Origin of the sequence: Nostoc sp. (assembly GCF_036916655.1) — a bacterium.
Classification (GTDB): domain Bacteria; phylum Cyanobacteriota; class Cyanobacteriia; order Cyanobacteriales; family Nostocaceae; genus Nostoc.
This window is the reverse complement of record NZ_JBALFY010000019.1, coordinates 81,615-104,485: the sequence shown is the minus strand read 5'-3', so window position 1 is coordinate 104,485 and position 22,871 is coordinate 81,615. Positions and strand designations below refer to the sequence as shown.

At 42.3% G+C, this 22,871-nt stretch carries 22 protein-coding genes; 12 read left to right on the top strand and 10 right to left on the bottom strand.

Annotation, left to right across the window (positions count from 1 at the left end):
• The first annotated feature begins 49 nt into the window (after positions 1–49).
• The 3 genes from murB (at position 50) to V7L31_RS04690 (ending at position 2,132) form a co-directional block, all read left to right on the top strand.
• Positions 50–1,051 (top strand): UDP-N-acetylmuramate dehydrogenase, encoded by a 1,002-nt coding sequence (gene murB, locus V7L31_RS04700; RefSeq protein ID WP_334695168.1) that lies wholly within the window; start codon positions 50–52, stop codon positions 1,049–1,051.
• A 184-nt stretch (positions 1,052–1,235) separates the two neighbouring features.
• A complete protein-coding gene (locus tag V7L31_RS04695; RefSeq protein WP_179067011.1) occupies positions 1,236–1,583 on the top strand; it encodes a YbaB/EbfC family nucleoid-associated protein in 348 nt (115 codons plus the stop codon).
• 69 nt (positions 1,584–1,652) lie between these two features.
• Complete coding sequence (locus V7L31_RS04690; protein WP_334695268.1) at positions 1,653–2,132, top strand: low molecular weight protein-tyrosine-phosphatase; 480 nt, start codon at positions 1,653–1,655, stop codon at positions 2,130–2,132.
• Between the two features lie 59 nt (positions 2,133–2,191).
• Here the strand turns inward: V7L31_RS04690 and V7L31_RS04685 are convergent, their stop codons facing one another.
• Entirely contained in the window at positions 2,192–2,875 is a 684-nt protein-coding gene (locus V7L31_RS04685) for a response regulator transcription factor (protein ID WP_334695167.1), read from the bottom strand.
• A 460-nt stretch (positions 2,876–3,335) separates the two neighbouring features.
• On the opposite strand from V7L31_RS04685, the gene smpB reads away from it, so the two are divergent.
• Complete coding sequence (smpB, locus tag V7L31_RS04680) at positions 3,336–3,803, top strand: SsrA-binding protein SmpB (RefSeq protein WP_094349892.1); 468 nt, start codon at positions 3,336–3,338, stop codon at positions 3,801–3,803.
• A 183-nt stretch (positions 3,804–3,986) separates the two neighbouring features.
• Entirely contained in the window at positions 3,987–4,268 is a 282-nt protein-coding gene (locus tag V7L31_RS04675; protein WP_334695166.1) for a WGxxGxxG family protein, read from the top strand.
• Between the two features lie 76 nt (positions 4,269–4,344).
• Here the strand turns inward: V7L31_RS04675 and V7L31_RS04670 are convergent, their stop codons facing one another.
• Complete coding sequence (locus V7L31_RS04670) at positions 4,345–5,763, bottom strand: IctB family putative bicarbonate transporter (RefSeq protein WP_334695165.1); 1,419 nt, start codon at positions 5,761–5,763, stop codon at positions 4,345–4,347.
• Between the two features lie 404 nt (positions 5,764–6,167).
• On the bottom strand, positions 6,168–7,721 hold the full coding sequence (locus V7L31_RS04665; protein ID WP_334695164.1) for a GAF domain-containing sensor histidine kinase: 1,554 nt from the start codon (positions 7,719–7,721) through the stop codon (positions 6,168–6,170).
• A gap of 744 nt (positions 7,722–8,465) precedes the next feature.
• On the opposite strand from V7L31_RS04665, the gene V7L31_RS04660 reads away from it, so the two are divergent.
• From V7L31_RS04660 to V7L31_RS04640, 5 genes are all read left to right on the top strand, one after another.
• Positions 8,466–9,731 (top strand): DegT/DnrJ/EryC1/StrS family aminotransferase, encoded by a 1,266-nt coding sequence (locus tag V7L31_RS04660; RefSeq protein ID WP_334695163.1) that lies wholly within the window; start codon positions 8,466–8,468, stop codon positions 9,729–9,731.
• 213 nt (positions 9,732–9,944) lie between these two features.
• On the top strand, positions 9,945–10,838 hold the full coding sequence (gene crtB, locus V7L31_RS04655) for a cyanoexosortase B (protein WP_334695162.1): 894 nt from the start codon (positions 9,945–9,947) through the stop codon (positions 10,836–10,838).
• Positions 10,839–11,037: 199 nt separating this feature from the next.
• Positions 11,038–11,760 (top strand): cyanoexosortase B system-associated protein, encoded by a 723-nt coding sequence (locus V7L31_RS04650; protein ID WP_334695161.1) that lies wholly within the window; start codon positions 11,038–11,040, stop codon positions 11,758–11,760.
• A 222-nt stretch (positions 11,761–11,982) separates the two neighbouring features.
• On the top strand, positions 11,983–13,335 hold the full coding sequence (locus V7L31_RS04645) for a polysaccharide biosynthesis/export family protein (protein ID WP_334695160.1): 1,353 nt from the start codon (positions 11,983–11,985) through the stop codon (positions 13,333–13,335).
• 251 nt (positions 13,336–13,586) lie between these two features.
• Complete coding sequence (locus V7L31_RS04640; RefSeq protein WP_334695159.1) at positions 13,587–15,770, top strand: GumC family protein; 2,184 nt, start codon at positions 13,587–13,589, stop codon at positions 15,768–15,770.
• A 102-nt stretch (positions 15,771–15,872) separates the two neighbouring features.
• On the opposite strand, the gene V7L31_RS04635 is transcribed toward V7L31_RS04640, so the two are convergent.
• From V7L31_RS04635 to V7L31_RS04625, 3 genes are all read right to left on the bottom strand, one after another.
• On the bottom strand, positions 15,873–16,544 hold the full coding sequence (locus tag V7L31_RS04635; RefSeq protein WP_334695267.1) for a rhomboid family intramembrane serine protease: 672 nt from the start codon (positions 16,542–16,544) through the stop codon (positions 15,873–15,875).
• A gap of 126 nt (positions 16,545–16,670) precedes the next feature.
• Positions 16,671–17,390 (bottom strand): rhomboid family intramembrane serine protease, encoded by a 720-nt coding sequence (locus V7L31_RS04630; protein WP_179067001.1) that lies wholly within the window; start codon positions 17,388–17,390, stop codon positions 16,671–16,673.
• Between the two features lie 132 nt (positions 17,391–17,522).
• The gene (locus tag V7L31_RS04625; RefSeq protein WP_334695158.1) at positions 17,523–18,002 is read right to left on the bottom strand and encodes an MEKHLA domain-containing protein; all 480 of its coding nucleotides are present in this window, start codon (positions 18,000–18,002) and stop codon (positions 17,523–17,525) included.
• Between the two features lie 120 nt (positions 18,003–18,122).
• Between V7L31_RS04625 and V7L31_RS04620 the strand changes: the two genes are divergently transcribed.
• Positions 18,123–18,746, top strand: coding sequence for a tetratricopeptide repeat protein (locus V7L31_RS04620; protein ID WP_334695157.1), 624 nt, complete (start codon positions 18,123–18,125; stop codon positions 18,744–18,746).
• An 89-nt stretch (positions 18,747–18,835) separates the two neighbouring features.
• On the opposite strand, the gene V7L31_RS32540 is transcribed toward V7L31_RS04620, so the two are convergent.
• The 3 genes from V7L31_RS32540 to V7L31_RS04610 form a co-directional block, all read right to left on the bottom strand.
• Entirely contained in the window at positions 18,836–19,054 is a 219-nt protein-coding gene (locus tag V7L31_RS32540) for a transposase family protein (protein WP_442944357.1), read from the bottom strand.
• A 213-nt stretch (positions 19,055–19,267) separates the two neighbouring features.
• A complete protein-coding gene (locus V7L31_RS04615) occupies positions 19,268–20,536 on the bottom strand; it encodes a bifunctional sterol desaturase/short chain dehydrogenase (protein WP_334695156.1) in 1,269 nt (422 codons plus the stop codon).
• A 400-nt stretch (positions 20,537–20,936) separates the two neighbouring features.
• Positions 20,937–21,101 (bottom strand): hypothetical protein, encoded by a 165-nt coding sequence (locus V7L31_RS04610; protein WP_334695155.1) that lies wholly within the window; start codon positions 21,099–21,101, stop codon positions 20,937–20,939.
• Positions 21,102–21,434: 333 nt separating this feature from the next.
• Here V7L31_RS04610 and V7L31_RS04605 point away from each other — a divergent pair, with 333 nt between their 5' ends.
• Positions 21,435–21,947 (top strand): hypothetical protein, encoded by a 513-nt coding sequence (locus V7L31_RS04605; protein ID WP_334695154.1) that lies wholly within the window; start codon positions 21,435–21,437, stop codon positions 21,945–21,947.
• A 750-nt stretch (positions 21,948–22,697) separates the two neighbouring features.
• On the opposite strand, the gene V7L31_RS04600 is transcribed toward V7L31_RS04605, so the two are convergent.
• Positions 22,698–22,862 (bottom strand): hypothetical protein, encoded by a 165-nt coding sequence (locus V7L31_RS04600; protein ID WP_334695153.1) that lies wholly within the window; start codon positions 22,860–22,862, stop codon positions 22,698–22,700.
• Positions 22,863–22,871: the final 9 nt, after the last annotated feature.

Genomic DNA, 22,871 nt, shown 5'->3' with positions numbered 1-22,871 from the left:
GTATCTTTGCGGTAAATAAATGTAAAAATTTTACCAAAAAAAAGTAAAAATGACCATTTCCCAGGCCGCTGGAAACGTCTGCACAGTTTCTTCTTTGGATACAAAGAAACAGCAAACAGCTAATTCGGTGGAGAGTGAAGTAATTTACTTACCCAATACTGATTGTGCAATCAAGTCTCAGGCTTCTTTGTCAGCCTTCACTTCCTATAGAGTTGGCGGAGAAGCACAATTGTACGTTTCCCCTCGAAATGTAGAAGCACTGCAAGCAAGTCTTAAATACGCAAAAGAACGTGATTTAAAGGTGACAACGCTGGGAGCAGGTTCTAACTTGCTGGTAAGCGATGGTGGTATATTAGGCTTAGTTATTGCGACTCGTCATCTCCGCTTCAGTCACTTTGACCCAAAGACAGGTCAATTAACCGTTGCTGCTGGAGAATCAATTCCTAGTTTGGCATGGACAGCAGCGGAATTAGGATGGGAAGGTTTGGAGTGGGCTGTTGGCATCCCTGGAACAGCTGGGGGTGCAGTAGTAATGAATGCGGGGGCACATAATCGCTGTATTGCAGATATGTTAGTTAGTGCCCAAGTACTTTCACCTGATGGGACGCTAGAAACTCTTACCCCCGATCAATTAGGTTATAGCTACCGGACTTCATTATTGCAAGGTGGCGATCGCATCGTCACCCAAGCCACCTTACAACTTGCCCCAGGTGCCGACCCAGCAGCAGTTGTAGCAATCACCAAACAACACAAAAAGCATCGGTTAAGCACCCAACCATACAACTTTCCCAGTTGTGGTAGTGTGTTCCGCAATCCCAAACCTTACAGTGCTGGCTGGTTAATTGAACAAACTGGCCTCAAAGGCTACCAAATTGGCGGAGCGCAAGTAGCACTACTTCATGCTAATTTTATCGTTAACCGTGGTGGAGCAAAAGCTAGTGATATCTTCTGTCTCATTCGCCACATCCAACATCAAGTACAAGAACGTTGGTCTATTAATTTAGAGCCAGAAGTCAAAATTCTCGGAGAGTTTCAAGGTGCTTGTGGATAGAAAGTGGGGAGTGGGGAGTGGGGAATGGGGAAGAAGAATTAATAACCAATGCCCAATGTGCAAGGCCCAATTCCCTACTCCCATTCTATGAAGCATTAATTATTGGTAAAAAAAGAGTCAAATTACTTACCGCATCTATAATTGAATTTGATTTGTTATTCAACGCACACGCGTACAAATAATTATGACAGGAAAAGGACAGGGATTTGGCTTCGGCCTAGGAAAAATGAAAGAATTGGCTGAAGCTTTTAAGAAAGCGCAGCAAGTTCAAGAAGGTGCAAAGCGACTCCAAGAAGAATTGGAGCAAATGGAGATTCAAGGAGAATCTGGCGGTGGTCTGGTAAAGGTGATTGTCAGTGGGAACCAAGAACCCAAGCGGGTGGAAATTTCTCCAGAAGCTTTAGCAGAAGGTGCAGAAGTACTTTCCGATCTTGTAGCAGTGGCAATGAAAGAAGCCTACAACAAATCCACAGCAACCATGCGAGAACGTATGGAAGAATTAACCAGTGGGTTGGAGTTACCTGGATTTTAGTCATTGGTCATTAGTCATTAGTCATTGGACAAAGGACAAATGACTATTGACAAAGGACAAATAATATCTATGCCTTACAAGTTACTGTTTGTCTGCTTAGGTAACATCTGCCGATCGCCATCGGCAGAAAATATCATGAATCATTTAATTGAGCAGGCGGGCTTGAGCGATCGCATCTTTTGTGACTCTGCTGGGACATCTAGTTATCACATTGGTAGCCCACCTGACAGACGTATGAGTGCTGCGGCGGCTACAAAGTTGGGAATTAAACTGCGTGGACGGGCACGCCAGTTTCAAAAGTCAGACTTTCAAGAGTTTGATTTGATTTTAGCGATGGATCGAGAAAATTATGAGAATATCCTCACTCTCGATCGCACTCAGGAATATCAGCATAAAGTGCGTTTGATGTGCGAGTTTTGCTCTCGACACACTCTAAAGGAAGTTCCAGATCCCTATTACGGCGGTGAAGAGGGATTTAATCAGGTTATTGATTTATTGATCGATGCTTGTGAAGGTCTGCTGACAAAAGTTGAAAATGAGGAGTTATGAGTGAGGAGTTATGAGTGAGGAGTTTTAATTCCTCACTTCTCACTTTTAACTCCTAACTTTTATTCCACCAGACCATGTTTCATCGCAAAACGCACTAATTCTGCTCGGTTGCTGGTTGAGGTTTTTCTCAGTAAACTACTAACGTACTTTTCTACAGTTCGAGGACTCAGGTGTAGCTGAAGACCCATTTCGGCATTAGAAAGACCATGAGTTAATAACTCTAAGACTTCCTGTTCTCTATGAGTTAGGGGTGAGTGCAGATGGGATTTCTGAATCTGAGTAGACAGAGAATTATGGACATCCCCCGCTTTTGTAGAGGCGGAAATACCCAAACTCTCTCTATGAGAAAAACGATACTCTGATTGGATAATTTGCGATCGCTCCAAAAGATTGCGGATTGCTGCTGCTAACTCTTCCAGTTCAAAAGGCTTGGGTAAGTATAAATCGCACCCTGACTGATAGCCCAGAATTCTTTCTTGGGTCTTAGTGCGTGCCGTTAATAAAATTACAGGCAATAAACGAAACACTGGTTGCTGACGCACCCGACGCACCAGTTCATAGCCATTCATCTGTGGCATAACGATATCCGTGACAATCAAATCAGGATGATACTCATCCACCATAAACAAAGCCTCTTGACCGTCATTAGCCGTGATCACCGAGTAGCCAGACAGTTCAAGATAGTCGCTAACAGACAGACGAGTGCCCAAATCATCATCCACTACAAGGATCGTCAAGGGCATGGATAATACACCCCTAGCATTTTTTTACTCAGAAATTTGCTTCTATATGTTCCATTAGTGAACACAAACAATAATAGTGTTCTTATGTTTCATACTATGACAGGATTATCAGCTAATTACTGCCTTTAGGGCTGATTTATAAAGAAAATCTTAAATCCTTAGGAAGGTTAATGAAGTCTAACTCACCTTTGACTACCCGTGCTTGGGAGGCACAAAGACCTTTGTAATTTGTAACAACTCATCAATATTCTGACCAGAGTTAACGGAAATGTTTCCGGCTCCACTCCTGAATTCTGTTTCGATAACTTAAATTTGCGAGAAAACTCTATAATTGTGAACTTAAAAAAGCTAGATTAGTGATATGTGGTTCAGCATTCATAGCGGTTCTAAGATACACCCTATAATTTACAAGCCAATCCAAATAATTTTTTAGGTACATTTAAAGCACACAAAATTATCAATGAGCGACAAGAACGAAGGTTACAAAGTTATTTGCGACAACCGTCAAGCCCGTTATTTGTATGAAATTCTAGAAACTTACGAGGCTGGAATTGAATTGACAGGAACAGAGGTGAAGTCAATTCGCGCGGGGAAAGTCAATCTCCAAGATGGCTATGCTTTGCTTCGCAATGGCGAAGCATGGTTGATCAATGTGCATATCTCGCCTTACAACGCTAGTGGACAATATTTCAATCATGAACCACGGCGTACACGCAAGCTATTATTGCATCGTCAAGAACTCCGTAAGCTAATTGGCAAAGTCGAACAGCAGGGTTTAACTTTAATCCCGTTGAAAATGTATCTCAAACGAGGCTGGCTAAAAGTGAGTATAGCCCTTGGCAAAGGTAAAAAGCTCCACGATAAGCGAGAAGACTTGAAACGACGCCAAGACCAGCGTGACATTCAACGGGCAATGAAAAGTTATTGAGGATTTAGTGTTGCTAAACTACCACAGCCAGAGTGAGAAACAGACTGCTGTGAAAACCATGTTGTATGTCTACAGCGTGAGTTATGAAAATGTCTAGTTTATAGCCGCAGATTGATTTTGTTAAGGTTGAGACTCGATACAGTGGTGGGTAACTTCAGACCACACCAAGAATTTTCACAACTTATGAAAAGTAATTTCATTGCAGCTATCGGCGCTGGGGTTCTCTCCTTGAGTATGGGAATTTTACCCTTATCCCTATCTGCACAAGCTCAGACAACTAATGATACCGGAGCCACTACTACTGCTCCAACAACGACCACTGACGATCGCAACGATTTTGATTGGGGTTGGCTAGGATTGCTTGGTCTCTTAGGTTTAGGTGGTTTGGCTGGTAAGAAGCGTGATGACCGGGCGACTGCTTATCGCGACCCTAATGCCCCAAGTGCTACTACCTACAGAGATTAGATAATTTAAGTTTATTCATGGAAAATTCAAAAGTTGTCAGTTGTCTAGTAAGAAAACAACTGACAACTTCTTTATGTTAATTTACTGCTGGTTCTGAATTAGTTGAATTTGTCTGGTTTTGAGTTAAAGGTGTCCAGTAGCTAGCAATTAAGGCAACGATCAGCCACCAGAGGGTATTAACTTCAGGACGATACCAGACAGTATCTACAGTGCCGTGAGCTAGCATACCCAACAAAATAGCGATCGCTCCAATTAACCAAAATCCCTCGACACTTTTCACTTGTCGCAATCGTCGCACTTGCAAAAATGCCGTATTAAATGTGACTATTATTAGCCAGAGAAAACAGGCTAAACCAACAAAGCCAGTTTCTACAGTCACTTCCAAAAATATCGAATAGGCACTCAAAGCAGTGTAACGAGGGTGTTGGTAGAGTGGATAAACTTTATTAAAAGAGCCGTGACCAGGGCCAATGCCGAAAATCGGGCGATCGCGAATCATCTCAAAAACAGCATCCCACACATTTCGGCGAAAATTATTACTACTATCTTTACGGTCTGCAAAAATACTGAATACTCGCAGGCGCACTGGCTCTACAAATATCACTGCTAGCAGCAATACCCCAATCAAACCTCCCAAGACAATCGGCAGTGACCAAGTACGCCAAAAACGAGGCATTTCCACGCTTTTCCAATAAACTAGCAATGCCATCACAGCTAAAAATGCTACCACTAGTCCAATCCAACCACCACGACTAAAAGTCAGAATCAGGCAGGAAGTATTGACAATTAACATTGTTAATGCTAGAGCTTTTTTAAGCCAGCTTTGCCATGCGAAAATTGCCACTAAGCTAAAAATTACTGCTGGTAAAAGGTATCCAGCTAATAAGTTGGGATTGCCTAAATAACTGTAGACTCTTGTCGTCTTAGACAGAGGAGATTCTGGGTCAACCCAAGTCGCTAGTGCTGTGGCTCCAAAAAACCATTGTCGCAACCCATATACGCTGACAATTAACGATACATGCAGATAAAGAATGATAATCCAAGACCGGAGGCGAGGCGACCTTAATACCCTGGCACAAAGGGCAAATAGTAGCAAATACAAGGTCAACGTACCCAGGTCATTAAGTGCCGCCTTTTTTACTGGTGATAATGCTGTTGCAACTGTGGCAACTCCCCAGTAGAGCAATACCAGTAAGTGAATCGGAGTGACTGACGAGACATTTGTTGTTGTTACTTCATCAGATAGAGTCAACAACAGCCAAAATCCGACACAAGCCACCAGCAACAAACCCACCAACGTACTCGAAGCAAAAGGTGCAAGAGCATATATTAAGCTGAGTAAAGCAGCTGCGATCGCATCTCCCCACTGGAGCAAGATGCTGGTTTGCCGCCAAGAACTTAACAGTCCCACCAGAGAGCGGTGTACATAACTGGTAGCAAGATATTCTTTGAGCGGTAAGGATGATAAAGTAAATCGTTGCCAGACTAAATTCATAAAAAACATTGCGATCAATTAGCCTGCCGACGCAGAACTTGGAATTGATCATAATGCATACCCCTATAAAAAGGTAATGACGGAAATTGTACATCGTGTAATGGCGCTCTTATTCCTAGCCATTAATCACTACTTTTAATTTGGAACTACCTCAGTCAATAGGAAGTTACTTCATGTACTTAGTACAACTTTACGTAAAATCGTGGCGAATTGAGGGTTGAAATTTTAACGCCGATACGCTTCTCTACGAGAGGCTACGCGTAGCTTGCTTCCCCGTAGGGGTATGCCTTACCACAGCATCGAGGCAAGGGCCAAGGCACGCAGAGAATTCGCTACAAATTAATGATTTATGATAAAAAATACGTCTTTCCCAGTCCCCAATCCCCAATCCCCAATCCCCAAAATTAGACATCACTAATTGCTTGTGAAGGAGTCGCCACTTGCAGCGGCAAAGAAAGCACATAACGATATCCTGATTCTGGCGAACCTTGAATCAAAATGTGTCCACCGTGCAATTCTGCCAGTTGACAACTTAGTAACAGACCCAAACTTTCACGAGAAAGACTTCCATGTGATTTAGCTAAATTTATACCAGAACTAGTAGCAAAGAAGTTTGTGTGGGAATCACTTGAATTTTTGGAATTATCCACTGCTACTGATGAAGCATCTAGTTGCTCTTGTCCTTCTGCATGAGTATTGTAAGTTCCAACCTCACCTGTCAGTTCCAACAGCGACAAAGAATTGAGCCGAAAATAGGGATCAACCTCAGTGATGCCATCTCCCAGCCAAGGATGGGAAACCCAAATAGTAATATTGAGCGTATCTTCCTTGTAAGAAACATGAATGCGAACAATACTACCTGTAGCCGAAAGTTGAATTACACTGAAAACCAGGTGATAGAGGATTTGCCGCACCTTGTCTTTATCTAAAGGCCAAATGCGATTGCGTCCCGGTTCTATAGACAGGCGAATATCTTGCTCGCGGCGGTTAGCCACTTCTTCTAGGGTATTGATAGCTTGTTGGCATAGCATTTCAATATCTACAGGAGCTAGATTTAGCACAGTTGAGTTTTCATCCATAGCTCCTAGTTCGGTAATTTCGTTTACTAGAGAAAGTAAGTACCGACCACTGTGTTGGATGATTTCTAAATATTCTCTCTGCTTAGTTGTCAGAGGGCCATAAATCTCACGTCCTAAAACACTAGCCATACCGAGTACAGATGTTAAGGGCGTGCGTAACTCTTGAGTTAGCTGACCCAAAAGTTCTAGTTTCAGTTGCTTGGTAGAAATAGAGTCGTTATCTTTAGGGGATGCGGTGATTTTAATCTCAGTATTACGTTCGTCATTGAGTGAAAATATTGGAGCGTTTTTGGGAGTGCTTGATTCGAGTTTCCCTTGCAGGAGCCGGTTACGCTCAAATTCACTCATGCTCCAACGAGCGATGATTTGTAAAAACTCAATGTCTCGGTTTGTAAAATTGCGTGGGACTAAATCCATCACCGCCAATGCACCCAAACAATGCCCCTCAGCATCTATCAGTGGCGCTCCTAAGTAAGCACGAATACCATAATCTTGCACTAGCTTGCTGCTAGCAAGTACTGGATCTGTAAGTTTATGTGTATCATTAATTACAAATATTTGTAAACTCTCTACTACCTGAGTGCAAAAGGATTCCCGGCGTGACAGTTGGCGGCTTTGTGCCAAATGATTCATTAATCCTAGTCTAGATAAGCCCACCGACGACTTGAACCAGTGGCGTTCTTGATCCACAAATCCCAATATGGAAATTGGTGCTTCCAAAAAGTGGGCAGCAGTCTGTGTGGCTTCTTCAAAAACCGGAATCGTTTCTGGTTGCCGCAAACCTAAATCTGACAAAGCTTTGAGGCGTTGTTGTTCTCTTGATTCATGAGAATCCCAACCATCCTTTAGGGCAAATAATTTGTTTTCAGGCTCTATCATTGCCACTGCTACCTTAATAATTTCTCGATTCTGTAATTGATATAAGCTCTATTTCTAGGTTATCAATTGCTATTTTTAAGCATTCCCTAATTTTGCCTCTGACAAACAAATTTAGGGCAAAAATTTTTTATCCCTGCCATTAAGCCGACGAAGTGTGTCCGCTAGTTACTAATTACTGGTGCTGAATGTTCTTTGTTGATCGCTGGTGTAGTCTTTATTGCTTGAGATTTTGCAATCAGGCTGCGTTAGATTTTGAGTCAGCTAGGGTAAGCTAATCCTAGAGACAGAATGCAAAGGCGGTGTCATTCTCGATCTATATAAGCGAAAACTTTTACTGGCATATTTAAGGTAAATTTACTTAAAATAACTACCATACTAGTGTAATTATATATAGCCACTTTTACCGATAACATCTAGCACCAAGAAATGATAATCCTAGTACAGGATGACGTAAATAGAACAAGGATATTTCTATGGGAAAGCAAGCTACAAAATTAGTCAAAAGCTTAGTTGAAAAGCTTTTTGCATTTTGAGTGAAGTTGGAGTGGCAGTTTGGGAATAAGTCTGATGGTAACTTAGAGGAATCAAATCAATAGGGGATGATTTGGAATTACCCATAGTCTACTAGATAGTTGATCTAAGTCCCGATCCAATAGATTAAATCTATTACAATTTCACACCGAAAATTAGGCGGGCAGTTTTATTTTTGGCATACAAGAAAATATTTGTTGAGGACAACTGGTAATGAATAAAATGACTATTAGAGTTCCTTTTGTAGATTTGAAATTACAACATGAACCAATTCAAACGCAATTGCAAGATGCAATTCAATCTGTATTGGAACGGGGAGACTTTATTTTAGGGCAAGCACTCTCAGATTTTGAAGCAGCATTTGCCGTAGTGTCTGGAGCAGCTTACGGGGTTGGTGTTGCATCAGGAACAGATGCGATCGCTCTGGGATTACAAGCCTGTAATATTGGTGCTGGTGATGAAGTAATTTTACCAGCAAACACTTTTATCGCAACCTTAATCGGGGTGCTACGCGCTGGTGCCAAGCCCATTTTGGTAGATTGCGATCGCCAAACAGCTTTAATTGATTTAGAATCCGCAGCAAAGGCAATTACACCTCAGACTAAAGCCATTATCCCTGTGCATCTCTATGGGCAGATGGTATCACCAAATGATTTAATTAATTTTGCCGATACCTACAAACTACTAATTTTTGAAGATGCCGCCCAAGCGCATCTCGCTCAAAGAGACGGATATCATGCAGGTTCAGTAGGAATAGGAGCAGCTTTTAGTTTCTATCCCAGCAAAAATTTGGGAGCATTTGGAGATGGAGGAATGCTGCTGACACGGGATTTGGATGTAGCCCAGAAGATGGTGCGCTTGCGAAATTATGGTGCATCACAGAAGTATTTTCATACTGAACCAGGTACAAATAGCCGCTTGGATACTTTGCAAGCAGCGATTTTACACAAAAAATTACCATATTTGCCACAGTGGAATCGTGATCGCTTGACTATTGCCCAGCAGTATGATCGAGAACTAGCACCCTTGGCCACTGCTGGGATTATCCCTATAGAAAACCAAAGTGATACAGGACATGTGTATCATCTTTACGTGATTAAAGTTGATGATTCTTGCCCAATAGAACGCCAGCAACTCCAGGAAAAACTCACAGCAGCAGGGATTCAAACTGGCATTCATTACCCAATTCCTTGTCATCTCCAGCCAGCATTTAGCAACTTAGGCTATCAGCCGGGAGATTTTCCCCAAGCAGAGAAGTTATCACAGCAAATATTATCATTACCGATGTATCCTGGTTTGAGCAGTAGCCAAGTTAAAGAAGTTGTAAGTGCGATCGCTAATGCAGTTTCAGCAAGTTATAAGACAGATAACCTATCTTCTGCTGATTGGTTAGGACTCGATAACTCCGCCCTAGAAGTCCCAATGATTCAAAAAGCAGACAACATATCTCCTGCTGGTCTTAACAGTGTGGTAGTTTGAAGTTGATTCAATGCAAAACAGGGAGTAGGGAACTGAGCATGGGGCATTGGGAAAGAGAAGGCAGAAGTTCTTTAATTTTGAATTCTGTCTGCGATATGCTGCGCGAACGTAGAGAGCGTAATTTTGAATTGATTTCTCCCTCATGTCTCTCATCTCCCCCATCTTCCCCATTTCCCACCTGAAATACTGAAAGTTTTTGAATTACTTAAAATCATGGCACTCCGGCAACAGGTTAAAAACATAAATGCATCAGGCTTGTTAAATCTAGCTATTTTAGGCGTTTTGCTGCTGCTTTATGCTCCGATATTGCTACACTGGTTGGATGGTTGGCTGCACAAAAATATTAGTACAGAACACGAATATTTCAGCCACGGGATTATTGGTCTACCATTCGCGGCTTATCTGGGCTGGATGAACCGAAAAAAGTGGAGACGTTTGCCAGATACCATCCATCCTTTGGGTGCTGTTTTCTTGTTATTAGGAACAGTTTTTTATCTTAGCGGTGTTACAGAGTGGGTTAACCTTTCCTTGCCCGTTATATTAGTAGGATTATGCTTGTGGTTTAAGGGAATATCAGGTTTGCGATTGCAAGGATTCCCCCTGTTACTAGTATTTTTGGCAACCCCAACAGCATTACCCTATCTCATTGCTCCCTATACCTCGCCTCTCCAAAGCTTCATTGCTGGTACAGCAGGCTTTATACTGAATCAATTTGGGATGGAAGTGACTGTATATGAGATAAATCTCTATGTGGGAGGACGGATTGTAGAAGTTGCTCCCTATTGTGCGGGGCTGAAAATGTTGTTTACTACTCTTTACGTCGGTTTGATGCTGCTTTATTGGACAGATGCTTTATCTTCGCGTCGCACAACTATATTGTTTTTATGTATTGCTGCGATCGTTAGTACTAGTGCCAATATCATTCGTAATACTTTACTGACTTTCTTTCACGGCACAGGACAAGAAGCTGCCTTTAAATGGCTACATGAGGGTTGGGGTGGCGATCTTTACTCTGCTTGTATGCTGGTGTCATTAGTACCCTTACTGAATTGGATTAATAACTATTTCTCGACATCTCCAGAAACTCAGCAAGAAGCAGAAAGTTGAACTGGGGATTGGGGATTGAAGAAGAGGCTGAGGTGCGGGGACAGATGGGAAAACTCTTTTCTCTTGCTCTCTGCTTATCCATCTCCACACTGCCCACGTCCTTAATTTTTCATCACTTATACGTAAGTCCTAAATATTACTGAACTCACAATGTGGTTTTATAAAGTAAAATTTTGCCTAAGTATTGCAAATTTTATTGATGACTTCCTTCTCCAAGTTTTTCAAGGAAAACCAATTGAGTCAAGTAGCAGCACTCTTGTTATTGCTACTACTACTGGCAATTGCAGGGATTCCCGGATACCTGACAGGACACTGGCAATGGAAACAGCCACCCCCTGTTACTACCCTCAGACAATTAAAACAGATCCACAAGACTGGGTTAACCCTTCCTGGTTGGCAAACCATTGAACAAGCACAACAACAAATTGGCGAACATCAATGGTCTTTGCAGATAATTAAAAAAGAAGGCTCTGAATCCCAGGCAATTCTACTTTTGTTACCGCAAAATGGGCCTATGGATCAACCAGAGGTAGAGTGGACAGACGTTAACGGCTGGGGAAGATCGCGTTGGGGAAAATGGGATGTAGCTCAATCTCGTTCTGCTGAATTTAGTGTGAAACCACCTGCCAAGTTGGCTTCTAATGTCAAAACTCAAGTAGAAGCTAGGTTCTTTCGCGCCTCCACGCCACAACAAACTTTTGCTGTCTTGCAATGGTATGCCATGCCAGACGGCGGAAATTCATCGCCTTTTCACTGGTTTGTAGCGGATCAATTAGCACAGTGGCGTAAGCAACGCACTCCGTGGGTGGGCGTCAGTATTTTAATTCCAATGGAACCTTTGGGACAGGTAGAAACATCTTGGTCTTTAGCTCAGTCTATTGGGGAAACAGTGCAAGCTACATTAATGGCAGGCCCTTTGTAGAGTCTGTTAAAGATGCCTTTGTGCTGAGATTAATCAAAAGTATCTTGATAAAATTGCGTCCAAGCTAAAACTCTTCTAAAAGATGAAGTTGCAAATAAAATTTAGTAAAAATTTTCTCTTTTTCTTGGTAAATACTTGCAGACAAAAGAGACATCTAAGACATTTTTAGAGTAAAATAACGACTCGGCGCTACTAATTTCTATATCAGTATTTTCTACAACGATGTTCATAGATCCCAGTTATTATATGCGTGGATTCAGCGCCCTGTGTTTTGTCAGTCTTCAAGTAGGAGTTTTCTTAACAACACCTATCCAACTGGTTGTTGCCCAGCCTTTTCCACCTCAAGGACAATCACCAGGGCAACCTCCCTCGCCGGTGCCTGGTACTGAGGTTGTACCCCCAAGTGCAAATAACGAAATTTCTCCACAACTCAGCCGCTACCTCTTGGGACCAGGAGATGGAGTTGGCATTGTGCTTCAGCGTCCCCCTGGCCCATACCGCTTAGGCATAGGTGATGGAATTAGCGTTTCGGTTCAGCGCTTTCCAGATTTGAGCTTTCAAGCTTTAATCAACCCAGAAGGTAATATTGTAGTGCCGTTACTGGGAACAGTTTTCTTACAAGGTTTAACTTTGCAGGAAGCTCAAGAAAAAATTCGCTTGGGTTTAAATCGTTATGTGGTTGATCCAGTGATAGTTTTAGCCTTAGCAGCGCAGCGTCAAGACTTAAATTTTCAAGCTGTAATTAGTCCAGAAGGCAATATTATAGTGCCGCAAGTAGGAACAGTGTCATTACAAGGTTTAACTTTGCAGGAAGCTCAAGAAAAAATTCGCTTGGGTTTGAGTCGCTTTTTCCCAGATCCAATTGTAGTAGTATCTTTGCTAGGGACGCGACCAGTTCAAGTGACCATTAGCGGAGAAATATTTCGACCAGGGATTTATCCGATTAGTTCACCAACACCCCGCGTTGCTGATGCTTTACTAGTATCTGGTGGTTCAACTTTGAATGCAGACCTACGACAGGTGCAAATACGTCGTAAGTTAATGGATGGTTCTGTGATTTCACAAACTATTGATTTATATGCAGCACTGCAAAATGGCGGTTCAATCCCTAATTTACGGTTACAAGACGGAGATGCCATACTCGTACCCCGTCGTGAAGTTGGTAATGATGACGGTTATGACCGCAATTTGGTAGCACGTTCATCCTTGGCTGTACCACAGATTAGAATCCGGGTTTTAAACTACGCTGCGGGAGGCCTTTCCGTTCAAGCGTTGCCTAACGGAAGTACATTTGTAGATGCTTTGGGAGGAGTCAATCTTGACACTGCTAACCTCCGAGATATCGCTCTGGTTCGCTTTGATCCTGAACAAGGTAAAGCTGTTACCCAAAAACTTGATGCTAAAAAAGCTCTAGGTGGTGATGCATCTCAAAATATAGCACTTCAAGATAATGATGTTATTGTTGTTGGTCGGAACCTCATTGGTAGAATTACTAATTTACTGACTACCATTACCCAACCTTTTTTCAACGTTCAATCCTTTCTGCAATTTTTTAAAACCTTCGGTGGCAATTGATCAAATTAGTGACTATAAAAGAAGGACACAAGCTGGATCTAGTTGGGAGTGGAGGAAGCCATATCTCAAACTTATCTTTGAATTCATTAATAGAAAAATCTTAAAGATATCAACGGATATGTAGTAGGAAGTTGATAGCATTCTTGTATCAAAGCCACTATCTTTAGTTTGGTGCTTCCTAAATTTTGAATTTTGTACGCCCTTGGCGTTTCCGTAGGGTATTTTAAATTTTTAATTGGAGTGAAGCGACCATGACCCCACCAATTGTTAAGCGCTATCTTATTGCTTTTGATAAGTACAAGTGGATTGGATTAGCTAGTTTTGCTTTAGTTGTCGCTGGGTCAACTGTGGTCGCTATGCAACCAGACCCACCTGCTAGCTATATAGCATCTGCCGCACTTACCTATAGTGGGCCACCAGTTTCTTTCTCTGCAACTGGTACTGAGATCCAACAGCAAGGAAAGGAATTGAGTCAGGAAGTTTTACTCTCAAACCAGATAGTTGCAGCAGTGGCAGAAAAAGTCGGTGTCAAACCGGCAAGGCTCGGTGCCAGTGTTGTACTTTCTCTTCCGAAAAAAAATCCCAGGAGTGGAGAATTGGAATCTAGTATTTTGGAATTGAAATATGTAGATACCGATCCCAAGCGAGGTATACAGGTCTTGACAGAATTGATGCAAGCAATGATCAAGTTGAGCAGTGATATCAATACTGGGCGATTACAAGCAATTATTGAAAAAATTAATGATCGCACACCACCAACTAAACGGGAGTTGCAAATCGCTGAGAAGAAGTTGGAGCAGTACGATCGCATCGAGCGAACAGCAATATTAGCAGCAGAGAATGGTAGTTTGTTAAGCGCTATCACTGCCAGCCAAAATCTCCAAAGGCAAATTCAATTAACTATTTCTGGGGTTGATGGTCAAGTTCGCAGTTTACAAAATAAATTAGGCTTAACAGTCGGACAGGCTTATGTTTCTTCGGCTTTGAGTGCCGATCCAATTATTGGTAACTTGCGAGCGCAAATTTATCAAAGTGAGTCGCAAATCGCTCTACTCAGAAAAGATTTGCGACCGGAACACCCAACAATGGTTCAGTTGATGCGTCAGAAACAAGCTGCTGAGGAATTGCTGCAACAACGTGCGGCTGAGGTGTTAGGTGGTGGTGGGGCGGCGGCTCCGCTTCAGGGTAGTGTTGCAGGTATTCGTACCCAAAGTAGCTTAGATCCAGCCCGCCAGCAATTGGCAAACCAAATGGTGTCTTTGCAAACCCAACGGGAGACACTACAACAACAACTATCTCAAGAAATCCGCCAGGAAGCACGACTACGACAAGAGTATTCTTTGATACCCAATAAGCAATTAGAGCGATCGCGTTTAGAACAGGAAGTTGCACTGAAAAAAGCTATCTACGATCAAATGCAGGTGAAGCTAACCGATGCTAAAACCGCAGAGGCAGAAACTACTAGTAGTCTCAGCATTGCCAGACGCCCTACAGTCACGGTCGATGTCAAACCTCCGAAGAGTGTACCTATTACCCTTGCTGTGGGTGGTTTCTTAGGCGTGGTGGTTGGTGGCGGGGTGATATTTTTGCTAGGAGCGTTGGAAGGAACTTTCAAAACCAGAGAGGATATCCGTCAGAGCCTCAAGCAACGGGAAGTAGCAGTGTTGGGAGAATTGCCTTTAATGCCAGTTGATGATTTGGATCAAGACTCTTTGCCAGTAGTGCTTTCCGCCGACTCTCCTTATTTAGAATTTTATGAAAAATTCCGTAGTAATCTGCGCCGGATTGGTGGTAAAACCTTAAAGGTAGTGTTAATTACTAGCACCAGTAGCCTAGAGGGCAAAACGGCAAGTGCTTATAACTTGGGTGTTGCTTCAGCCCGTGCTGGTAAAAGAACCTTAATTATCGAAACAGATTTGCGATCGCCTTCCCGTAGTGCATCCCTGAAAGTAATTCCTGATCCTGAAGCCGGTATTGAACCCCTGCGTTATTACGCTAATTTGAGTGAATGTATCCGTTTAGTTCCTGATGTAGAAAATTTATACATTCTTCCCAGTCCTGGTCCGGTGCGGCAATCTGCTGCGATTCTTGAATCAAGCGAAATGCGGCGGCTGATGGAAGATGTCCGCGAGCGCTTTGATTTAGTAATCTTAGATACTAGTCCCCTCAGTATATCCAATGACCCTTTGTTAATCCAACCCTACAGCGATGGGATCGTACTAGTAGCACGACCACACTATACACAAGAGAATATGCTAGGTGAAGCTATCGATCAATTGGTTGAATCTGAACTAGGGTTATTGGGAGCAATTATCAATGGTGCTGATATCATCGTTTCTGTACCTGAAGAAGTTGTAAAATCATCAACATTTACATCTGAGGTAGAAGAAGTAGAAGAGTCTGAAGAAGTTTCGGTGAGTGCCAACAAAAACTAATCTAAATAGTTGCCTAATGTGGAAACTTTAACGCAAAGAATACGCAGAGAATTAATTGAAAAGCAGCAATTGTTTCGCTAGAAATTTTCGGAAATGCTGTATTTAGTCGCGCCGAAACAAGCCAAATAGGGGAGCGAGAATTATCCCAAAAGCAAAACCACCAATGTGCGCCCAATAAGCAACTCCACCAGTTTCCACTGTCATGTTAGCGGCTGTTTGCAGGGCAGCAAGACCGGATATGACATTTTGGACAATAAAAAGTCCAATTATTACTAGTGCTGGCACTCTAATTGTGGTAATGAAAAACCCCAAAAATATTAAGGTAACAACTTTAGTCTGGGGAAAGCGGATAATATACGCACCTAAAACTCCAGAAATTGCACCACTTGCCCCCAAGGAAGGAATCTCAGAATTCATGCCAATAAACCATTGGCACAAGGCAGCTAAAGCACCACACGCCAAATAAAAAATCAGATATTTGGCATGACCTAAACGATCTTCAATATTGTTGCCAAAAACCCAGAGAAACACCATATTTGAGATTAAGTGCCACCAACCGCCGTGTAAGAATTGCGATGTAAATAATGTTATCCACTCTCCATTCAAATTAGTGGTTAACTCTTGAGGCACTACCGCATACTGGCTCAAAAACTGACTCAATTGTGCATTTGACAGGCTTACCTCGTGAATAAAAACTATAATATTCATCCCAATTAACCCGTAGGTAAAATACGGGGTGATTCGCGTCGGATTTTCGTCGTAGAGGGGAAACACAGGTGTTTTTCCTAAATTATTGACTAACTGCAATATAGCTTGTCAGGCTAGCGGTTGCGAACGTTAGGCAATTTCATCTATTAAATCAATCAGTATAATTGAAAACCACTACAATCCTATGAAAAATTACTTATACCAAGATTCTTCCTGTGATTTATCGCTAAATAAACCCAACAGTGGGCCAAGAATTGCCCCAAATATAAACCCGCCTGCATGGGCCCAGTACGCAATACCGCCGCTTTCCATACCGATATTGGTACGTGTTTCAAGGCTGGCAAGTCCGTAGAAAGCTTGTTCGAGAAACCAGAATCCTAAAAAGAAATATGCGGGGACGCGGAAAGTTGGGAAGAAAAATCCTAAAGGTACAACACCGAGAACTTCAGCGTTGGGAAAGCGGAGAATGTATGCACCAAGAATACCTGCGATCGCACCACTCGCACCCAAAGATGGAATGCTAGAATCTTGAGCGAAGAACCACTGTGTCAAAGATGCCAAAACACCGCAAGATAAATAAAACAGCAAATATTTAGCATGACCTAACTTATCTTCAACGTTGTTACCAAAAATCCAGAGAAACAACATATTGCCGCCTAAGTGCAACAATCCCCCATGCAAAAATTGGGAAGTAATCAAAGTTGCCCACTCTGGCACTGGTTGATGTAAGGAGATACCACCAAAGCTCAAAGTCAGTTCTCGTGGAACTACAGCTGCAAGGTGTAAAAATCCATTTAATGCTTGTGGGGGAAGACTTGCTTCATAAAGAAAAGCGAGGACATTGGCAGCAATCAGTCCATAAGTTACATAAGGCGTGATTTTTGTCGGATTATTATCGCTAATTGGAACCACGGGCGTTTTTCCTGATTTTAAGACAGTAATTCTACAATACGGAATTTTGCAAGTAGTTTCTTCTACCTCGTGGATGGATCTCAGTTTTATATTTGAGATTTATTGTAGGATTTACCCCTGAAACAGTAGGTTTCATGCGATAAATTTCCAGTTAGAGAAAAAAGCAGCTTGACCACAGTGCTGATTTTGTTCATCTAAGATGTTCCATAAGATGGTATCTTCTATGTAAAAGCGTTTACCAGTGCTAGAAGTGCGGATACCGGAATAATTATTGATAAAGCCTTTAGTTGCTGCTTCTGATAATAGGCGATCGCGCTCTTCCTGCACAACCTCTTCAGCCGATTTTCGGGAAGGCATTCTGGTAAACTCTTCCCAAGAAAGTTCCCATAGTTCCAACGCTTTGCGATTACCATAGTTGAAAATTGGATCTGGCTCAGTGCCGTGAGAAACTAAGACAAACGGTGCTTCAAATAACGCCTCTGCTGTTTCAAATTCAGAAGTATTGGCATCTAGCAAACAATTTCTTGTCCAATGCTGAAAACTATTTATTAGATATTGACTGTGGAGAATAATAGCCTCTTGCTGCCAAGGAAACTCAATTACACTGGTCATAGAAAACTAGAAATATAACATCAAAAATTTAGTATGACAAAACTTGACTCATTTTAGGGGTTGACGAGTTCTCTCCAAGCCTGAAAATATTCTGTTTAATGCATATTAGCTAGCAAATCTATGTTTTTTTCAAATTCTCTAGAAAATCAACTCCAGCGCTGGAATGAAACCATTCGCAATCAGCCAAAAAATCCTAATGCTTACGTTCGCCGGGGTATGGTTAACTTTCAACTAGCCAAGATTGATGAATCTATTCAAGATTTTGATATGGCGGAGCAATTGGATGACCGTATCAAAACTTACCTTTGGCAACGGGGATTATCGTACTATTATGTAGAAAGATTTGCTGAAGGCGCTGAACAGTTTGAAATAGATTTGACAGTGAATGCTCAAGATGTAGAGGAAACAGTATGGCGATATCTCTGCATAGCTCGTTCTTTAGGTGTTGAAGAGGCACGTAATTCTTTACTAACTGTGAAAAATGATCCTCGACGTATTATGCAGCGCGTATATGATTTGTATGCAGAAAATTGTACACCAGATGATGTTTTAACTGTTGGTCAATCAGAAGGGATAAAAGGAAATTTTTACAGTCATCTTTACTTGGGATTATATTATGAAGCCCACAATAATATTGATTTAGCTCAGGATTATATAGTTAAAGCTGCTGATAATTACAAAATTGATGATTATATGTGGTATCTAGCACAGGTACATAAAAAATTACGAACGAGCATAAACTAAGTTATATAAGCTACCAGTTTCTAAATCATCACCAAAATAAACGCTTGCATAGGTAACGTCATTTTGCAATCTTTCAAACTCTTGAAGTGTTATACGCCTATAGCTAGCTTCAATACCCATAAAAAAAGGATTACAAGCATTTTAAGATTATAGCGATGAAGAGATAAACGGAATCGCTCACTAGCTACGCGAAATATTTTTACTCGACATATCATGTGTTCTACACCAATTCTGCGGGATGAAAATTGTCGATTTTCCTGTTTATGTAATTCCGAAATTTCAGCTTTCCTGGATTTGTCGCGTAAAATCTGTATTGATAAGCTGTTTCACATTCAACTTGCATAATTAGGGCGGGCAAGATGCCCACCCCACAAGAGTGATATGAATTTTGGATATGCAAACTAGATGTGGTTTAGCTTACCTTGCTTTCATTGGCTACGCACAAATATTTTCGATAAATATCATCAATTGGGGCACAGTGGAAAGCTAAAAATGTTAATCAAGTGCTTTGTGTGTTGTGGCTATTGTTTGCCTAAATCCGGTTCATTTTTCACTGTTCGGCTAAAAAGTCGATAGTATAGCGACGTACTAGTTTCCTTTAAGGGAAACAGCAAATACGTTAGAGGATTTATGGCTACAATAATATTTCGGAAGTCGCGCCGTGCCAAAAATAAGATCGCACGAGCAACTTGCTGTGCAGACATCACTCCATAAGGATTCAGCTGACTCTTAAATGGGCCAAGAATTAACTTGCGAATTACACAATCCCCATCCAAACGCTTGAGGGTAATAATATCCCCTAGCGATCGCTTACTGAGTTCATAAAGCGGACTCAACGCGGGAGAAACCTCAGCTTCAGAAGTGTTTACCCAAATTTCCTTCGTTGCTTTTGCTTGTGGCCCTGTGACAGTTGTTGAAAATATATCCATCAACCGCAATGCCGAAAAGGTATTTACCTCATAAGAGGAGTTAATAGCCTCCGGTGTACGGCTGGTGTAAACATTGATTCCGTGGTTGATAATTAAAATATCTACTTTCTCTAAAGTATTCCTCAAATTGGCTTCATTTCCCAACTGCCAGGGAACTACTTTCACGCCAACTTCCTCTCCTAATTTTTCTGGATTAGTGGTTAATGCCACGACTTTAGCATTATTCTTGACAAGTTCCGCCACTAATGATTGTCCCAATGCGCCTGATGCTCCAGTTAAAGCAATAGTTTTCCCCTTGAGAGACAATCCTGTACCCAGAATTTTATCCACTAAGGGAAAGACACCACTGTAGTAAGCGTTGACATCATCAAAATGATGCCGCCAATGGTAAGACCGATTCACCCACCAAATAGATGGTATTGTCTCTAAAGGGCCGGGTAGATGGTTATAGTCTGTATCAATTTTTCCTTGAAAATACCGCACAGACGCACCATACAAGAAGGTGCAAGCATAAGCTACTCCCAACCATAACCCCATCTGCTGGATGATTAAAGCAATTACCAGCAATACCACAAGCAGTAGACTCGACTCTAAAATGTCGTGATATAGCTGGGATTCTTGATAAATTTTCAGAGAAACTATTGATAAATCGCGGCGGTAGGCGCTATGGTGCTTGTTATGCCATTTAGCAAGCCAATTGACTTTGTGACACAAAGCATGATATGTGTCTCTCAAAACCTCAGCGAGTAAAAGTGAAAAAAGTCCCCAACCAGCGAACTGTAAGCTGGCATTTAGCCAAACCCAATTAATTTGTAATCTTGTATCAATTCCAATCAAGTTTTCGGCCAGCATTTTTATCATGTTTGTCTATACTCGTTTTTCTTAATTATTCTTCATGATCCGATAAAGGTGCGTTAAGGTCGAGCCTAGAGCAATTAAAATCCAAATGCAAGGCAAAAATAAGCAATGCCAAATTACGAATGACGTTGGCGCAACATTAGTAAGTATTTTCGCCTGATTACTGGAGTTGCCAGAAAAAATATTTGGTAATAACACGTTTTGTGCTTTTTGATTGTTCAGATTCTAGATGAGGATTTTTACAACAGAGCAAGCGATCGCGGCATAATACATCATTCACGATATGGGAGCGTGTATGCGAGTAAATGTTATTACTACAACTCTATTGCTATCACTGGTTGCACCACAGGGTGTTTATGCTCAAGACACCGACATCACGAGTCAGGCATTCATGCGGGCTGCACTAACGGTGATGACATTCGACTACTTCGCTACGAAATGTAAGCAGGGTAATGGCTTTGCCGCTACTGATGCCGCCAAGATCGAGTCTTGGCAAACCGCGAACGGAGTTGCCCAGATCCGCGATCGCCTGAGCGACTTCGATCGCCACCCTACCCAAAAGCAGCAACTCGACCAGGCTGTGGCTGAGGTTACTCAAAAAATCGAACGTCAGTACGTCAATATCGATGCCTGTACTGTGGCGTTGTCGGTGTCGAAGTTGCCCGATGCACAGTTCGCAACGATATCGCCACAACTTCTTGCGTCGGTGAGCAACCCCCCTAAAACACCCAAGAAAGTCGAAGGGCCGCCTTCCAACACGCCTGCAATTGTTTCTTCCCAATCGGACGCCAAAACTGTGGCTCAAATCGATAGCTTCGGTTTCAATTCGCGTCCGAAGATGGGCATCGGTGGCTTTATTGCCCTTGATATCTATCCCGTTGTACTCTTTCGTAACGGGGATGTGCTTACCAACGTCGAAGGGCTTTCCTTCAGTGGCGGACTCGAAGCCCACAAACGCGCAAACCCCGATGAATGGACGCGTTGGCGTCGTCAGGGTGGCAAATTGCAACTTGCACAAAAAAGCGGTTGGGAGGCGTTACCCTTCCAAACTACGTATCCGAAATTGCCAAACAACTTCAAGCTTGATGGACTCTTCCGCTCACTCTCTGGCGCGGGGACGGTGGCGATTGGAGGCAACCAATTGGTCGCTGCTTGGCAAGATTATCGCTTCTCGGCTGATGGTCGAGTCGTGCGCGGCAACGGTGCCGGTGGAAGCGCCGAATCTGGTGGCACAGCGATCGCTACTAGCAGCACAGCGCCAAATCAGCGCGGCCGCTATCGCGTTGAAGGACTGACGCTGTACATCACCTACGAAGATGGCTCAAGTGAGCGTCGCATCTTGATCACCGATCCGAAAGATCCCAAGAGTGTCATCTGGCTCGATGGAGTTAGTTATGTACGCCGGAAGCAGTGACAAAACAATTAAAGTTGTGGGCTTATATCCCACAAGAAAAACATATTTGTCCGAGACGCGCAGCCCAAAGCGTCCTTATTGCAACCCCACAGCTTAAGTCGGGGAATTGAATTTTTAATTTTTAATTTTTAATTTTTAATTCGAGCGAAGCGAGTATCATTCCTAGATTGATGGACAGGTGAACCGAAAGGTTCTACAATCTGACTGATTGCGGTAAATTTACCTATTGCCCAATCCATATAAGCATAGTAAAGATTTTCTAGTGATTCCGTTTGATTGCGGAAGCACTAAATTAATATAGGAAAGTCTTTGAGTAAAGGGCAGCAAACAAATGGATGTAAAGCTGATTCTAGCTGGATTAACAGTTATATTTACGCTTTCGTGCTTATTTTTTGGCACGAAAAATGGATTCTATGATTCAGATAACTATCACGGCAATGGCTCCGCACATTGAGATAAGTCTGTAGACGCTCGATCGACTTCCCAGAAGGTGAGTTAGCTAAGATAGCTCCGAACTTGCAAAGGGAAAAGAAACAAGAGGCAAACTCCTTTGGTTTCTAGTTTGATAGCTTCTCGTTAGCCCACCTTTCCGAACCAGTGCGGGTTTGGTGGAGGCGTCCTCCCCAATCAAAAATCTGTATTTTCAGGGTGTAGGGGCGCACGATAAAACTTACCCCTAAGTCACAAAACCAAAATTTGTATGAGAAGGAGTCAGAAGACAGAATTCAGAATTCAGAATACCCCAAGCTATCAAGTCAGGGGTTTCAGTAAGGAAAGAATTTTTTCTTCTTCACAATTAAAATCGGGGGCTTTAAACCTCGATTCTCCATCCAGTCGCACAGAATCCAGAATGGATTCTGGCTCCTGAATTCTGAATTCTTCTTCGATAACTTTTGGCTTTTGGGATATGTCCATGATGATGAG

What these genes read in the sequence shown, in the direction of transcription:
- V7L31_RS04660 (WP_334695163.1), top strand. Translation starts at nt 8,466, where the DNA reads ATGAATAAAATGACTATTAGAGTTCCTTTTGTAGATTTGAAATTACAA.
- V7L31_RS04695 (WP_179067011.1), top strand. Translation starts at nt 1,236, where the DNA reads ATGACAGGAAAAGGACAGGGATTTGGCTTCGGCCTAGGAAAAATGAAA.
- V7L31_RS04670 (WP_334695165.1), bottom strand. Translation starts at nt 5,763, where the DNA reads ATGAATTTAGTCTGGCAACGATTTACTTTATCATCCTTACCGCTCAAA.
- V7L31_RS04675 (WP_334695166.1), top strand. Translation starts at nt 3,987, where the DNA reads ATGAAAAGTAATTTCATTGCAGCTATCGGCGCTGGGGTTCTCTCCTTG.
- V7L31_RS04640 (WP_334695159.1), top strand. Translation starts at nt 13,587, where the DNA reads ATGACCCCACCAATTGTTAAGCGCTATCTTATTGCTTTTGATAAGTAC.
- smpB (WP_094349892.1), top strand. Translation starts at nt 3,336, where the DNA reads ATGAGCGACAAGAACGAAGGTTACAAAGTTATTTGCGACAACCGTCAA.
- V7L31_RS04665 (WP_334695164.1), bottom strand. Translation starts at nt 7,721, where the DNA reads ATGATAGAGCCTGAAAACAAATTATTTGCCCTAAAGGATGGTTGGGAT.
- V7L31_RS04615 (WP_334695156.1), bottom strand. Translation starts at nt 20,536, where the DNA reads ATGATAAAAATGCTGGCCGAAAACTTGATTGGAATTGATACAAGATTA.
- V7L31_RS04685 (WP_334695167.1), bottom strand. Translation starts at nt 2,875, where the DNA reads ATGCCCTTGACGATCCTTGTAGTGGATGATGATTTGGGCACTCGTCTG.
- V7L31_RS04650 (WP_334695161.1), top strand. Translation starts at nt 11,038, where the DNA reads ATGACTTCCTTCTCCAAGTTTTTCAAGGAAAACCAATTGAGTCAAGTA.
- V7L31_RS04690 (WP_334695268.1), top strand. Translation starts at nt 1,653, where the DNA reads ATGCCTTACAAGTTACTGTTTGTCTGCTTAGGTAACATCTGCCGATCG.
- V7L31_RS04600 (WP_334695153.1), bottom strand. Translation starts at nt 22,862, where the DNA reads ATGGACATATCCCAAAAGCCAAAAGTTATCGAAGAAGAATTCAGAATT.
- murB (WP_334695168.1), top strand. Translation starts at nt 50, where the DNA reads ATGACCATTTCCCAGGCCGCTGGAAACGTCTGCACAGTTTCTTCTTTG.
- V7L31_RS04620 (WP_334695157.1), top strand. Translation starts at nt 18,123, where the DNA reads ATGTTTTTTTCAAATTCTCTAGAAAATCAACTCCAGCGCTGGAATGAA.
- V7L31_RS04645 (WP_334695160.1), top strand. Translation starts at nt 11,983, where the DNA reads ATGTTCATAGATCCCAGTTATTATATGCGTGGATTCAGCGCCCTGTGT.
- crtB (WP_334695162.1), top strand. Translation starts at nt 9,945, where the DNA reads ATGGCACTCCGGCAACAGGTTAAAAACATAAATGCATCAGGCTTGTTA.
- V7L31_RS04625 (WP_334695158.1), bottom strand. Translation starts at nt 18,002, where the DNA reads ATGACCAGTGTAATTGAGTTTCCTTGGCAGCAAGAGGCTATTATTCTC.